Origin of the sequence: Stenotrophomonas nitritireducens (assembly GCF_050984405.1) — a bacterium.
Taxonomy (GTDB): domain Bacteria; phylum Pseudomonadota; class Gammaproteobacteria; order Xanthomonadales; family Xanthomonadaceae; genus Stenotrophomonas; species Stenotrophomonas nitritireducens_B.
The window spans coordinates 1,959,454-1,972,825 of record NZ_CP158790.1; the positions used below are offsets into that span (position 1 = coordinate 1,959,454).

The 13,372-nt window shown below is 70.4% G+C and carries 11 protein-coding genes; 6 read left to right on the forward strand and 5 right to left on the reverse strand.

The annotated features are described in order from the left end of the window. The first annotated feature begins 43 nt into the window (after positions 1 to 43). Positions 44 to 667 (forward strand): glutathione S-transferase family protein, encoded by a 624-nt coding sequence (locus tag ABTV91_RS08405; RefSeq protein ID WP_433854078.1) that lies wholly within the window; start codon positions 44 to 46, stop codon positions 665 to 667. A 968-nt stretch (positions 668 to 1,635) separates the two neighbouring features. On the opposite strand, the gene mutS is transcribed toward ABTV91_RS08405, so the two are convergent. The 3 genes from mutS to ABTV91_RS08420 all read right to left on the reverse strand — a co-directional run bounded on the left by mutS (position 1,636) and on the right by ABTV91_RS08420 (position 6,515). Beyond that, positions 1,636 to 4,191, reverse strand: coding sequence for a DNA mismatch repair protein MutS (gene mutS / locus ABTV91_RS08410; protein ID WP_433854153.1), 2,556 nt, complete (start codon positions 4,189 to 4,191; stop codon positions 1,636 to 1,638). Positions 4,192 to 4,401: 210 nt separating this feature from the next. After that, the gene (locus ABTV91_RS08415; protein ID WP_433854079.1) at positions 4,402 to 5,328 is read right to left on the reverse strand and encodes a Dyp-type peroxidase; all 927 of its coding nucleotides are present in this window, start codon (positions 5,326 to 5,328) and stop codon (positions 4,402 to 4,404) included. A gap of 65 nt (positions 5,329 to 5,393) precedes the next feature. Beyond that, the gene (locus tag ABTV91_RS08420; protein ID WP_433854080.1) at positions 5,394 to 6,515 is read right to left on the reverse strand and encodes a metallophosphoesterase; all 1,122 of its coding nucleotides are present in this window, start codon (positions 6,513 to 6,515) and stop codon (positions 5,394 to 5,396) included. Positions 6,516 to 6,753: 238 nt separating this feature from the next. Here ABTV91_RS08420 and ABTV91_RS08425 point away from each other — a divergent pair, with 238 nt between their 5' ends. Then, positions 6,754 to 7,863, forward strand: coding sequence for a M28 family peptidase (locus tag ABTV91_RS08425; RefSeq protein WP_433854081.1), 1,110 nt, complete (start codon positions 6,754 to 6,756; stop codon positions 7,861 to 7,863). Positions 7,864 to 7,883: 20 nt separating this feature from the next. Here the strand turns inward: ABTV91_RS08425 and ABTV91_RS08430 are convergent, their stop codons facing one another. Then, the gene (locus tag ABTV91_RS08430; protein ID WP_433854082.1) at positions 7,884 to 9,317 is read right to left on the reverse strand and encodes a diguanylate cyclase; all 1,434 of its coding nucleotides are present in this window, start codon (positions 9,315 to 9,317) and stop codon (positions 7,884 to 7,886) included. Between ABTV91_RS08430 and ABTV91_RS08435 the strand changes: the two genes are divergently transcribed. The 4 genes from ABTV91_RS08435 (at position 9,316) to ABTV91_RS08450 (ending at position 12,205) form a co-directional block, all read left to right on the forward strand. After that, the gene (locus tag ABTV91_RS08435) at positions 9,316 to 9,534 is read left to right on the forward strand and encodes a hypothetical protein (protein ID WP_433854083.1); all 219 of its coding nucleotides are present in this window, start codon (positions 9,316 to 9,318) and stop codon (positions 9,532 to 9,534) included. The two genes, ABTV91_RS08430 and ABTV91_RS08435, sit on opposite strands and share 2 nt — an antisense overlap. Further along, positions 9,525 to 10,328 (forward strand): prolipoprotein diacylglyceryl transferase family protein, encoded by an 804-nt coding sequence (locus ABTV91_RS08440; RefSeq protein ID WP_433854084.1) that lies wholly within the window; start codon positions 9,525 to 9,527, stop codon positions 10,326 to 10,328. The genes ABTV91_RS08435 and ABTV91_RS08440 overlap by 10 nt, the downstream gene beginning before the upstream one ends. A 16-nt stretch (positions 10,329 to 10,344) precedes the next feature. Next, positions 10,345 to 11,166 (forward strand): thiol:disulfide interchange protein DsbG, encoded by an 822-nt coding sequence (dsbG, locus tag ABTV91_RS08445; protein WP_433854085.1) that lies wholly within the window; start codon positions 10,345 to 10,347, stop codon positions 11,164 to 11,166. Positions 11,167 to 11,254: 88 nt separating this feature from the next. Then, positions 11,255 to 12,205 carry a cation diffusion facilitator family transporter gene (locus ABTV91_RS08450; RefSeq protein ID WP_433854086.1) on the forward strand — a complete coding sequence of 317 codons (951 nt, stop codon included), beginning with the start codon at positions 11,255 to 11,257 and terminating at the stop codon, positions 12,203 to 12,205. A 439-nt stretch (positions 12,206 to 12,644) separates the two neighbouring features. Here ABTV91_RS08450 and ABTV91_RS08455 read toward each other — a convergent pair whose 3' ends face one another. After that, complete coding sequence (locus ABTV91_RS08455) at positions 12,645 to 13,370, reverse strand: sulfite exporter TauE/SafE family protein (RefSeq protein WP_433854087.1); 726 nt, start codon at positions 13,368 to 13,370, stop codon at positions 12,645 to 12,647. Between the last annotated feature and the right edge of the window lie 2 nt (positions 13,371 to 13,372).

Here is a 13,372-nt window from a genome sequence, read left to right on the forward strand (position 1 = left end):
CAGCCCCCGCGCACACTGCGGGCTCCCGCTACAGGAGCCCACCATGACCACGCTGACCTTCTACACCCATCCCTTCTCCCGCGGCCGCGTCGCGCGCTGGATGCTGGAGGAAACCGGCCTGCCGTACGAGGAGGTGATCGTCGATTACGGCACCACGATGAAGGCGCCGGAGTACCTGGCCATCAATCCGATGGGCAAGGTGCCGGCATTGCGCCATGGCGACGGTGTGGTGACCGAGAACGCGGCCATCTGCCTGCACCTGGCCGATCTGGTGCCGGAAAAGCAGCTGCTGCCGCCGCCCGGTTCGCCCGAGCGTGGCGCCTGCTACCGCTGGATGCTGTTTGCCGCCGGCCCGCTGGAATCGTTCATCACCGCGCGCCGGCACGGCGCGCTGGCGCCGTCGGTGGAAGCGGGCTACGGCAACGAGGCTGACCTGATGCGCACGCTGGAAAACGCGGTGACGGGCAGGAAGCACTTGGTGAGCGAGCGTTTCACCGTCGCCGATCTGTACATGGCCGCGCTGCTCGGCTACTACATGCGCGTCGGCGAACTGGCGCCGACGCCGGTGTTCGAGGCCTACGCGGGAGCGCACCTGCAGCGGCCGGCGGCGCAGCGGGCCAATGCGCGGGACGATGCGCTGGTGGCGGAACGGGCGGAGAGCGCCTGAGCGCAGCACGCTATCGGCCGTTGCCGTTGCCGTTGCCGTTGCCGTTGCCGTTGTCGTTGTCGTTGATCGTGCTTTTGCTTCTGCGCTTTTGATTTCAGGGCCCCCTTCCGCAGCGACGGAGCCGACGGACAAGACCCCGAAGGGGCGACGTGCAGGGACGCACGTCGTTTTTCGACACGACAGGGATGTCGTGTCGAAAAATCCCGGCGGCGGAGTGGACCCAGCCCGCGTAGCGGGTTGGGCGCGTAGGCAGGGGCGTGTTTCTCTTGGTTACTTCTCTTTGCACGAGCAAAGAGAAGTAACTCGCTCCTGCGAAGCAGGGGCGAAAGCTCTGCTTTCAAGCTCCCGCTTTCATGCTTGGTCTTGGTCTTGGTCTTGGTCTTGGTCTTGGTCTTGGTCTTGGTCTTGGTCTTGGTCTTGGTCTTGGTCTTGGTCTTGGTCTTGGTCTTGGTCTTGGTCTTGGTCTTGGTCTTGGTCTTGGTCTTGGTCTTGGTCTTGGCCTTTGCCTTTGCCTTGGCCTCTATCCTTGGCTCTGGCTTGGCTCTGGATTGGCCCTTTGCCTATCGCTTTGGCACCGCGTCCAGGGGAAACCAGAGCAAGGGCAGAAACAGGAGCAAAGGCTTTCGCTCCCCTTCGGGGCGCGAGCTACTTTTCTTTGCTCGTGCAAAGAAAAGGTAGCCAAAAGAAACACGCCCCTGCCTCCGCGCCCTCCGTGCCTGCGGCACTCCGGGTCCACTCCGCCGCCGGGATTTTTCGACGAGACATCCATGTCTCGTCGAAAAACGACGTGCATCCATGCACGTCGCCCCTGCGGGGTCTTGTCCGTCGGCTCCGTCGCTACGGAAGGGGACCCGGAAGCCAAAAGCCAAAAGCCAAGGCAACAGCAGAAGCATGGGCAACCGCAACCGCAACGACTACTGCAACGACAACTGCAACTGCAGGGGCGTACGGTCAGCGAGCGCACGCGCTCACAGCAACGACTTCATCCGGTACAGCGCCTCCAGCGCCTGCTTCGGCGTCAGCTCATCCGGATCGATCGCCTGCAATGCCTCCAGCGCCGCAGAGGACACCGGCGCGAACAGGCCGAATTGCTGCGGCGCGTCCAGTGCCTGCGGCGCCATCTGCGCCGCTTGCGTCTCGCCGCCACGCTGCTCCAGCTCGGCCAGCCGGCGCCGCGCCTGCGCCACGGTGGCGCGCGGCAGGCCGGCCAGCGCCGCTACCTGCAGGCCGAAACTGCGGTTGGCCGGGCCGTCCTTGACCGCGTGCATGAATACCAGCGCCTCGCCATGCTCCACCGCGTCCAGGTGCACGTTGGCGATGCCGCTGGGGCCGCCTTCGTGGGTCTCGTCGGCCAGCGCGGTCAGTTCGAAGTAGTGCGTGGCGAACAGGGTGTAGCAGCGGTTGGCGTGGGCGAGGTGGCGCGCCACCGCGTCGGCCAGGGCCAGGCCGTCGTAGGTGGAAGTGCCGCGGCCGATCTCGTCCATCAGCACCAGCGAGTGCGCGGTGGCGTGGTGCAGGATGTAGCTGGTCTCGGCCATCTCGACCATGAAGGTCGATTGGCCCTTGGCCAGGTCGTCGCCGGCACCGATGCGGGTCAGGATGCGGTCGATCGGGCCGATCACCGCGCGGCTGGCCGGCACGAAGCTGCCGATGTGGGCCAGCAGCACGATCAGCGCGTTCTGCCGCATGTAGGTCGATTTACCGCCCATGTTCGGGCCGGTGATGACCAGCATGCGCCGCTGCGGGTGCAGGTCCAGGTCGTTGGGTTCGAACGGCGCCTCGCGCACCGCCTCCACCACCGGGTGGCGGCCGCGCTCGATCTTCAGGCACGGCGCGGTTTCCAGTTCCGGCTGCGACCAGTCCAGCGCCTGCGCGCGTTCGGCGAAGCAGGCCAGCACGTCCAGTTCGCTCAGCGCGGCGGCGCAGCGCTTGAGCGGCTCCAGGTGCTCGCCGATGGTGTCGAGCAGGCCTTCGTACAGCAGCTTCTCGCGCGACAGCGAGCGCTCGCGCGCGGACAGCACCTTGTCCTCGAAACTCTTCAGTTCCTCGGTGATGTAGCGCTCGGCGTTGGTCAGGGTCTGGCGGCGGGTGTAATGCACCGGCGCCTTGTCGGCCTGGCCCTTGCTGATCTCGATGTAATAGCCGTGCACGCGGTTGTAGCCGACTTTCAGGGTCGGGATGCCGCTGCTCTCGCGCTCGCGGATTTCCAGGTCGATCAGGAACTGGTCGGCGTGGGTGGACAGGCGCCGCAGTTCGTCCAGCTCGGCGTCGAAGCCCTCGGCGATCACGCCACCGTCGGACAGCTTGAGCGGCGGCTGCTCGGCGATGGCGGATGCCAGCAGCTGCGCGCTTTCATCGTGCGAGCCCAGTTCGGCGCGCAGCTGCTGCAGGCGCGGCGAATCCAGCGTTTCCAGCTGCGCGGCGATGGCCGGCAGCATGCCCAGGCCGTCGCGCAGGGTGGAGAAGTCGCGCGGCCGCGCCGAGCGCAGCGCCATGCGGGTAAGGATGCGTTCGATATCGCCGAGCGCGCGGAAGGATTCGCGCAGGTCGGCATCGGTGCCGCGGTCGATCAGCGTCGCCACGGCGTGGTGGCGCTGCTGCAGCACCTCGCGCAGCCGCAGCGGGCGGTGCAGCCAGCGCCGCAGCAGGCGCCCGCCCATCGGCGTGACCGTGCTGTCAAGCACGCCCAGCAGGGTGTTGCGGGTGTCGCCGTCCACGCGCGTGTCCAGCTCCAGGTGACGGCGGGTGGCGGCGTTCATCGCGATCGCCTCGCCGGCGTTTTCCATCGCGATGGCGGTCAGGTGCGGCAGGCGCTGCTTCTGGGTTTCCTCGACGTAGCCGAGCAGGGCCCCGGCGGCGGCGGTGGCGCGCGGCTTGTCGTCGATGCCGAAGCCGGAAAGGTCATGCAGCTTGAAGAAGTTCAGCAGCTGCCGGCGGCCGCTGTCGGCGTCGAACAGCCACGGCGCACGGCGGCGCACGCCGCTGCGCTGGCGCAGGAATTCCGGCCAGTTCTCCTCGTCCGGGACCAGCAGCTCGGCCGGCTCCAGCCGCGCCAGCTCGGCTTCCAGCGCGTCGTCGGTCTCCACTTCGTTGACCAGGAAACGGCCGCCGGCCAGGTCGGCCCAGGCCAGGCCGTAGCCCTGCTTGCTGCGCGAGAGCGCCATCAGCAGGGTATCGCGGCGTTCGTCCAGCAGGGCCTCGTCGGTGACCGTGCCGGGGGTGACGATGCGCACGACCTTGCGTTCGACCAGGCCCTTGGCCAGCGCCGGGTCGCCGATCTGCTCGCAGATCGCCACCGATTCGCCCAGCGCCACCAGCCGCGCCAGGTAGCCCTCGTAGGCGTGCACCGGCACGCCGGCCATCGGGATCGGCGCGCCGCCGGAGCTGCCGCGCTGGGTCAGGGTGATGTCGAGCAGGCGCGCGGCCTTGCGCGCGTCGTCGTAGAACAGCTCGTAGAAATCGCCCATGCGGAAGAACAGCAGCAGGTCCGGGTGGTCGGACTTGGCCGCGAAGTACTGCTTCATCAGCGGGGTGTGTTCGACCGCGCCGTTGTCCTGGCGGCCCTTCTTGGTGGGTTCGGCGTGTTGCAAGTGCTTGGCTTCCGGCGGATGGCCCGCGCCGCCGGCCGGTGAGGGCGGCGCCACGGGCGTGGTGCATGGATGGCCCATGATACGGGGCGGGGCCGCCGGCGACGAACCGGGCCGCGCGCCGCCGGCGGGCGGGCGCGGGCGGCCTTACTCCGCGGCGTCCTCGAGGAAGCCGGCCGGCGGTGCGAAGAACAGGTTGCCGCTGACCGTGCGGCTGAAATCCAGCAGGCGGTCGTGGTTGCCCGGCGGGTTGCCGATGAACATGTTGCGCAGCATCTTCTCGATGCGCGTCGGCGTGCAGGCGTAGCCGATGAAGAAGGTGCCGTATTCGCCCCTGGCGGCGTCGCCGAAGGACATGTTGCTGCGCAGGATCTTCAGTTCCCTGCCGTCCTCGACGATGTTGGTCAGCGCGTTGTGCGCGTAGCCGGGCTTGGCGTCGTCGTCCAGTTCGATGTTGTCCAGCTTGGTGCGGCCGACGATGCGTTCCTGCTCGGCCACCGGCACCGCGTTCCAGCCCTGCAGGTCGTGCAGGTATTTCTGGGTGATGACGTAGCTGCCGCCGGCGAAGCCGGGGTCGTCGGCGCCGACCAGGGCGGCCTCGCGGGCTTCGTCGTCCACCGGGTTCTCGGTGCCGTCGACGAAGCCGATCAGGTCGCGGCTGTCGAAATAGCCGAAGCCGTTCACCTGGTCGGCGCTGGCCACGGCGTCGCCCAGCCGCGTCATCAGCTGCGTGGCCAGTTCGAAGCACAGGTCCATGCGCTCGGCGCGGATGTGGAACAGCAGGTCGCCGGGCGTGGCGACGGCACGGTGCCTGCCGTCGATTTCGATGAAGGGGTGCAGTTCCTTCGGGCGCGGCGCGCCGTACAGGCGGTCCCAGGCCTCCGAGCCGATGCCGGTCACGCAGCACAGCCGGCCATCGAGCACGCGCGAACCGATCGAGCGCACCAGGGTGGAAACGTCGCCGCACACCGCGCGGGCGCGTGTGCTGGCCTGCGCGTCGGGCCGGAGCGTGACGACGAGGAAAATGGCCGCGCGGCTGAGGCCGGCGGTGACGGGCTGGGCGGTCGTGGTCATGCGGGAACCTGGGAAGGGGCGGTGCGCCGGCAGGACCGCCGGCGCGGCCGGAGGATTCTAGCCGCTCAGTCGTCCGCGTCCGGCACGCCCTCGGCCAGCGGCACGCGCGTGCCGTTGAGCAGGCCGCGGCTGAGCCGGCCGTCCTCGATGAACAGCAGTTCGCCGTTCTCGCCCTTCTTGATGCTGCTGTCGATGGCGATGACGCGCCCGCCATGGAAGCTGCTCACCTGCGGCATCGAGGTGTGGCCGACGACGATGCGCTTCAGGCCCAGCCGGTCGAGCAGGTCCTGCACGCCGGCGGTGTCCAGGCGCCCGTCGAAATAGCCGCGGTACCAGATCGGGCTGGTCTTGCCGTCGTACAGCGGCGCGGTGGCCGGATCGGCCTTGACCTCGGCCTTGGGCCGGCCCAGCGACGCCTGGTAGGCGGCGTTGGTCGCCGCCGGGTCCAGCGCCAGCGGCAGCGCCTCGGGCGAGATGCCGCCGTGCAGGAACAGGGTGTCGCCGATGCGCAGCAGCACCGGGCGGGTGCGCAGCCACTGCCCGATCACCGAATCGGCGCCGTACAGCTGCGGGTAGCTGCGGCCCAGCAGCTGCGCGCTGCGCAGGTACTTGGGATTGACGTAGCGCAGGTCGTCGTACAGCACCATGGTTTCGTGGTTGCCGAGCACGAAATGCACCGCGCCGCCGGCCGCGGCCGCCTGCTGCTGCAGGCCGTACAGCAGCCAGAACGCCTCGGTGACCTGCGGGCCGCGGTCGAACACGTCGCCGGCGATCACCAGGGTGTCGCGGCCCAGCGTCCAGCGGTCCTCGCCGTCGATGACGCCATGTGCGCGCAGCAGTTTCACCAGCAGGCCGTACTGGCCGTGGATGTCGGACACGGCGACGATGCGCGGCGCCTGCGGCAGCACCGCCGTGGCCACCGGCGCGGGCAGCGCGACCGCCACCGGATGCGCATAGCCGCAGCGCGCCGGCACCGTCGCCTGCGCGGCATCCCAGGCCTGTTCCTGCACCGCGTCGTCGCAGATCCAGCGGGCGTGCAGGTGGCCATCCTCGCGGAACACGTAAGGGCCGTCGGCATCGACATGCGCCGCTGGCGGCGGGGGCTCGGCGGCGAACACGGGGCCACCGGCCAGCAGCGCGAGGTACAGCGGAAGCATGCGGCGGAGCGGAAAGCGGGAGGTCGGCATCGGCGGTTCCTGGAGCGGCGGATTACCGCCCGATGCTATGCCAGCGACCAGCCGCCGGCATGTGTCATCGGTCCTGCGCGGAAACGTCCCGTCATCGCGCCGCATGGCGGCCCCGCGCCTGCCGCGCCGCGCGTCGGCAGCGCATTCCCCAGGGCCCGCCACGTGCGCGAAGCCGGCACTGATTTTCAGGCCGGACAGGCACTAGACTCCACGCTGGCTCCCTCTGCGAGAACAGTCCATGCCGGTTTCCCGAACCCTGCGCGCCGCCCTCGCGGCAACCCTGTTCGCGGCGCTCGCCGCGCAGGCCGGCGAACCCCTGCCGCCCGGGCAGGCGCAGCTGCTCGACAGCATTTCCGCCGACGCCATGCGCGGGCACCTGTCCTTCCTGGCGTCGGACGCGCTGGAGGGCCGCGGCACGCCGTCGCGCGGGCTGGACATCGCCGCCGAATATATCGCCTCGCAGTTCCGCGCCGCGGGGCTGGAGCCGCTGGGCGACGACGGCTATTTCCAGACCGCGGACTGGCGGAAGATCGCGCCCGAGCGCGAGCGCGCCAAGTTCTCCGACGCGCCGGCGCCGCTGCCGGTGCGCAACGTGGTGGGGCTGCTGCGCGGCTCCGATCCGGCGCTTGCCGGGACCTACGTGCTGGTGACGGCGCATTACGACCACCTCGGCATCCGCGAGGGCAAGGGCGAGGATGCGATCCACAACGGCGCCAACGACGACGGCAGCGGCACGGTCTCGGTGATCGAGCTGGCGCGCGCGTTCGCGGCGCAGAAGCAGCGGCCGAAGCGCAGCATCGTGTTCATGACGGTGTTCGGCGAGGAGCATGGGCTGGTGGGCTCGCGCTACTACGGCGCGCATCCGCTGGTGCCGGTGGCCGACACCGTGGCCAACATCAACCTGGAGCAGATCGGCCGCACCGACGACAGCGAGGGCCCGCAGGTGCTGGCCGCCGCGCTCACCGGCGCCGACTATTCGGAGGTGGGCGACGTGCTGCGCAAGGCCGGCGAACTGACCGGCACGCGCATCACCCGGCACCCGGTGAACAGCGACCGCTATTTCGGCGCCAGCGACAACCAGGCGCTGGCCGATCTCGGCGTGCCGGCGCATACGGTCAGCGTCGCCTACGCCTTCCCCGATTACCACGGCCCCGCCGACACCTGGGACAAGATCGACTACGCCAACATGGCGGCGATCGACCGCACCGTGGCGCTGGCGATCCTGATGATCGCCAACGACCCGCAGGCGCCGCGCTGGAACGCCGGCAACCCCAAGGCCGCCAAGTACGTGGAAGCGGCGCGGGCGCTGCGTGCCGGGAAGGAAGAAGCCCCGGTTCTGGCGAAGTAGGCCTGGAACCGCGGTCCGGCTCAGCCGCGTTGCAGGGCGATCCTGCCGGGCGCTTCCGGCAGCGATCCGTCGGCCAGCACGACGCGGTTGCGGCCGCGTTTCTTGGCCTGGTACATCGCCGCGTCGGCGCGGGCCATGACCCGCTCGTAGTCCGGGTGCCCGTCGTACAGGGCCACGCCGATGCTGGTGGTGATGTCCAGGCTGCCGCCGGTGGCCAGCGCCACCGGCGATTCGGCCACGCGCCGGCACAGGCTGTTGGCGATCACCATCGCCTGCGGCTCGTCCACGGCCACCAGCACCACGACGAATTCCTCGCCGCCGTAGCGGAACACGTAATCGCTGCCGCGGGTGAACTGGCCGAGGATGCCGGCCACGTGCTGCAGGGCGCGGTCGCCGGCTTCGTGGCCGTGCGCGTCGTTGATCGCCTTGAAGTGGTCCAGGTCCAGCAGCAGCACCGCGAAACTGCCCTGCGATCTGGCGGCCAGGTCGATCTCGCGGCGCAGCACGGTGGGCAGGAAACGCCGGTTGAGCAGGTTGGTCAGCGTGTCGCAGCCGGCGTCGAGCTCGCCGATGCGCTCGAACAGCATGCCCAGCAGGCTGCGGATCTGGCTGACGCGGCCGCGGATGTCCTGCAGCTGCGCGGCGCGCGCGCGGGCGTCGCTCTCGCCGTGCAGGGTCTGGCGCAGGGCGCCGTCCACTTCCTCGATGAGCGCGCAGATCTGCCGGGTCTCGGCGCTTTCGCCGAAGCTGGGCACGCCCTTGTGGGTGAACCACAGCCCGAATTCGGAGCCGGTCAGCGACTGGAATCCGGCGGTGTCGCACTGGCTGGCCAGCGCGTAGAGCAGGGTATTTTCCCAGTCCAGCAGCAGCGCGCGCTGGCGCTCGCGTTCGGTGCCGACGTTCTGCACCAGCGAGAACAGGCGGTAGGCCGCGTCGGTGCGCGAGGAGCGCTCGCGCGCGTTGGAATAGGCCAGGGTCATGCCTTCCAGGGCGATGTCGAACGAGGCGGTGAGGCTGGCGATGGCGGCGTGCGTGGCCTGGCCATGGCCGGCCTGCGCGGCGATGGCGTGGAACAGGCGCTGCTTGAGCACGCGGGTGCCGCGCGTGACCAGGTCCACCGGAATGCCGACGCGGGCATGCACGTCGCCGATCACGCGCTGCGCGGCGACCAGTGCGTCGACATCGTCCGGGGTGGCGCGCAGCAGGCCGATGACCCAGCGCTGCATCGCCGGTTGCAGGCGCGTGCGCACCTGCTCGTGCGACAGCAGGCGCGCCGCGCGCGTGTCGTCCATCATCACCTGGTAGAAATGCACCGCCATCGCCGCGGCGTCGGTATCGGCCAGCGCGGCCAGCACCTGCGCGGCGCCGGGGCCGGCGTCGCGCAGGCTGCGGCGCCAGTCGGCGGCGAGGCCGTGGCTGTCGTGGTCGGCGGGAGGCGGATGAACGTGGGTCATGGCGATGGCGGGCGGCGTGGCGGGGGCGAAGAGACATTATCGGCCGTTGCCGCTACTGTTTGAGCGCTTCTTCCTGCAGATCCACGCCCACGTGCCGTTCCACGCCTTTCCCTCGGTCCTGCCGCCGTCGCGCGCCGATGCGCCGCGCGCGTTTCGCTGCCTGCCCATGTTGCCTGATTCCGCGCATTGCGCACGTGGTACGCCGCCATGTCCGTGATCAGCGCCGGGCCGTTTCCGCTGATGGCGGTGCTGGGCCTCGTCGCGGTGTTCATCGCGTGGCTGTCCGCCCGTGCAATGGCGACGGCCGCCGATGGCGCGCGCCGCCGCGCCGGCGCGGTGGTGATCGACGCCTTCCTGCTTGGCGTGCTCGGCGCGCGCATGGCGCACGTGCTGTGGCACGCCGGCGACTACCTGCCGCAGCCGCTGTCGGTGATCCGCCTGGGCGATGGCGGTTATTCGGTGTGGGCGGGCCTGGCCGTGGCGCTGGCGTACGCGCTGTGGCGGACCTGGCGCCATGCGCCGCGCAAGCCGGTGCTGATGGGGCTGGCCGCGGGCGCCGCGTTCTGGCTGGTCGGCGGCATGGCGCTGTTCGCGCTGCAGCGCTCGACCATCGTGCTGCCCGACATCGTGCTCGCCGACGTGCGGGGCGCGCCGGTGCCGCTGTCCGCGCACGCGGGCAAACCGCTGGTGGTGAACCTGTGGGCGAGCTGGTGCGGCCCGTGCCGGCGCGAGATGCCCACGCTGGCGCGCGCGCAGGCCGCGCATCCGCGCATCGGTTTCGTGTTCGCCAACCAGGGCGAGGACGCCGCCGAGGTCGCCGCCTATCTGCGTGGCGAAGCGCTGGCGCCGGGGAACATCCTGCTGGATCCGGGGTCGGAGCTGATGCGCCTGACCGGTGCGCGTGCGCTGCCGACCACGCTGTTCTTCGATGCCGACGGCCGGCTGCGCGCCGCGCACATGGGCGAACTGTCGCGGGCGACGCTGGAAGCGCGCCTGCGCGAGCTGCAATGACTTCCCCATTCCCTTTGTGAGATACACGATGATCCGTTCCCGTCCCGCCCTGTTCCTGGTTGCCGCCACGCTGCTGGCGCCGGCCGCCTGCGCCCGCGATGGCGGCGCCGCGCCGCCCGCCGCCGACAAGACCGGCAGCGCCGCCGCCGAGCCGGAAGTGGTCAGGACCCTGCGCGGGCAGGGCGTGGAGTTCATGGGCACCTTCGACACGCCGGTGGGGCTGACCGGCTATGCGGGCGTCGCCGGGCAACGCCCGCTGGCGGTGTACGTGTCCAGGGATGGGCAGCATGCGATCGTCGGTACCCTGGTCAACGCCAAGGGCGAGGATGTCGGCGCGGCCAGGCTCAAGGAGCTGGTGTCCGGCCCGATGGGCGCCAAAATGTGGCAGCGGGTCGAGGCCAGCCACTGGGTGGCCGACGGCAGGGCCGATGCGCCGCGCGTCGTCTATGCCTTCAGCGATCCCAACTGCCCGTACTGCAATCGCTTCTGGGAAGCGGCGCGGCCGTGGGTGGAGTCGGGCAAGGTGCAGATCCGGCAGATCCTGGTGGGCGTGATCCGCGAGGACAGCGCCAACAAGGCCGCGGCGATCCTCGGCGCGGCGTCGCCCGCGCAGGCGCTGCAGCAGAACGAACGCGACTTCGCGCGCGGCGGCATCAAGGGCCTGGCCAAGGTGCCGGCCGACATCGAGGCCAAGCTGCGCGACAACGAACTGGCGATGCTGGAGCTCGGTTTCCAGGGCACGCCGGGCATCGTCTTCAAGGACGCCGACGGCAGCGTGCAGACGCGCTCGGGCCTGCCGCAGGGCGAGGACCTGCAGGCGGTGCTGGGGCCGCGTTGAGCGGGCGGTCCGCGGGCTGACGGTGGCGATGTAATAGTCTCCGCCGGAGCGCGCTGACTAAGCTGGCGGCGTCCCGCAGGAGCCCGCCATGAGCCACGACCACAACCACCTTCCCAGCGAGATCCGCCACGAGAAGCCGCTGTGGTGGGCGCTGGCGCTGACCTCGTCCTACCTGGTGGTGGAAGTGGTCGGCGCGTTCATGACCAACAGCCTGGCGCTGCTGTCCGACGCGGCGCACATGGCCACCGATGCGCTCGCGCTGGTGATCGCGCTGACCGCGGTGCGGCTGAGCCGGCGGCCGCCGGACGCGCGCCGCACCTACGGCTACGCGCGCCTGGAGGCGCTGGGCGCGCTGGCCAACGGCCTGCTGCTGTTCGCGGTGGGCCTGTACATCCTGTGGGAAGCGGTGGACCGCTTCCGCGAGCCGCAGGCCATCGCCTCGACCGGCATGCTGTGGGTGGCCGGCTTCGGCCTGCTGGTGAACCTGGTCGCCATGCGCCTGCTCAGCGCCGGCAGCGGCGAGAGCCTCAACGTCAAGGGCGCCTACCTGGAAGTGTGGAGCGACATGCTCGGCTCGGTGGCGGTGATCGTCGCCGCGCTGATCATCCGCTTCACCGGCTGGACCCTGGTCGATCCGATCCTTGCCGTGCTGATCGGCCTGTGGGTGCTGCCGCGTACCTGGGTGCTGCTGCGCGACGCGTTGAACGTGCTGCTCGAGGGCGTGCCCAAGGGCATGGCGCTGGCCGACGTGGAGCAGGCGTTGCGCGGGCATGCCGGCGTGGCCGGCATCCACGACCTGCACGTGTGGGCGCTGGGCTCGAGCACGCCGGCGCTGACCGCGCACGTGGTGACCGCCGATGGCCAGCCGGCGGATGCGCTGCGGCGCGCGCTGGCCGGCATGCTGCACGAACGTTTCGGCATCGACCACGTGACCCTGCAGGTGGAAGCCGACCACTGCGGCGATGCCTGCACCGCGCATGCGCCCCAGGCGCGGCACGATCACCACGATCATCAGCACGGTCACGACCACCGGCATTGACGCGGCAGGTGCGAGGCTTGCCTCGCGCGCTGGTGCCGTAACGGGAAAGGCCCATGCGGGGCAAGCCCCGCATCTACGCAGGTGGGCGCCGGCCGGCGCCGTGCGCGGATCGCAGGGGGCTCGACCACCACGATCATCGACACGATCCAGCCATCGGCATTGACGCTGTAGGTGCGAGGCTTGCCTCGCACGCTGTTGTCACAACGGAAAGGCCCATGCGGGGCAAGCCCCGCATCTACGCAGGTGGGAGCCGGCCGGCGCGGTGCGCGGATCGAAGCGCGGCACGACTACCACGATCATCGACACGATCTAGCCATCGGCATTGACGCTGTAGGTGCGAGGCTTGCCTCGCACACTGTTGCCACAGCGGGAAAAGGTCCATGCGGGGCAAGCCCCGCATCTACGCGCAGGTGCCGGTGGCTTCACATCCGGCAAGCTGTCAATGACGGGGCATGCAGCCCAGCGCGCTGAGCACGCCATGCAGGGCCGGTACCTGCATCAGCCACGGCGTGGCGATGGTCAGCAGGCCGGCGGCGAGCACGAAGCCGGCCAGGGCCATGCGCAGGCCGGGGCGCTGCAGCCAGCGGCCCATGCGCGCGCCCGACCAGGTCAACGGCAGCATCACCGGCAGCGTGGCCAGGCCGAATACCGCCATCACCAGCGCGCCGCCCAGCGCGCTGGCCTGCAGCCAGGCCACGCTCAGCAGGCTCAGGCTCAGGCCGCAGGGCATCCAGCCCCACAGCGCGCCGAGGGCGAGGCGGCGCCAGGCGCGGTCGGCCGGCAGCAGGTGCTGGTGCAGCGGCCGCAGCCACTGCCACAGCTGCTGGCCGGGGCGGGCCAGCAGATCGAAACGGCCGCCGCGGCCCAGCAGGCGCAGCGCCAGCAGGACCAGGGCCAGGCCGGCGGCGACACGCACGCCCAGCACCAGGGTGTCGCTGCGCGCCAGCCGCAGGATGCCGCCGCCGAGACCGCCGGCCAGCGCGCCGGCCAGCGTATAACCGCCGACGCGGCCGACATTGGCCTGCCAGGCCACGCTCAAGGCGCGGCCGGGCGCCATCGCCGGGAAGCCGGTGGCGATGCCGCCGCACATCACTGCGCAGTGCAGGCCGCCGAGCAGGCCGGCGACGAGGGCGGCAGTCAGGACCGGGATGTCCAGCGGCAGCACGG

Coding starts and splice junctions, on each gene's coding strand:
- ABTV91_RS08405 (WP_433854078.1), top strand. CDS start 44: ATGACCACGCTGACCTTCTACACCCATCCCTTCTCCCGCGGCCGCGTC.
- mutS (WP_433854153.1), bottom strand. CDS start 4,191: ATGAAGCAGTACTTCGCGGCCAAGTCCGACCACCCGGACCTGCTGCTG.
- ABTV91_RS08415 (WP_433854079.1), bottom strand. CDS start 5,328: ATGACCACGACCGCCCAGCCCGTCACCGCCGGCCTCAGCCGCGCGGCC.
- ABTV91_RS08420 (WP_433854080.1), bottom strand. CDS start 6,515: ATGCCGACCTCCCGCTTTCCGCTCCGCCGCATGCTTCCGCTGTACCTC.
- ABTV91_RS08425 (WP_433854081.1), top strand. CDS start 6,754: ATGCCGGTTTCCCGAACCCTGCGCGCCGCCCTCGCGGCAACCCTGTTC.
- ABTV91_RS08435 (WP_433854083.1), top strand. CDS start 9,316: ATGGCGATGGCGGGCGGCGTGGCGGGGGCGAAGAGACATTATCGGCCG.
- ABTV91_RS08430 (WP_433854082.1), bottom strand. CDS start 9,317: ATGACCCACGTTCATCCGCCTCCCGCCGACCACGACAGCCACGGCCTC.
- ABTV91_RS08440 (WP_433854084.1), top strand. CDS start 9,525: ATGTCCGTGATCAGCGCCGGGCCGTTTCCGCTGATGGCGGTGCTGGGC.
- ABTV91_RS08450 (WP_433854086.1), top strand. CDS start 11,255: ATGAGCCACGACCACAACCACCTTCCCAGCGAGATCCGCCACGAGAAG.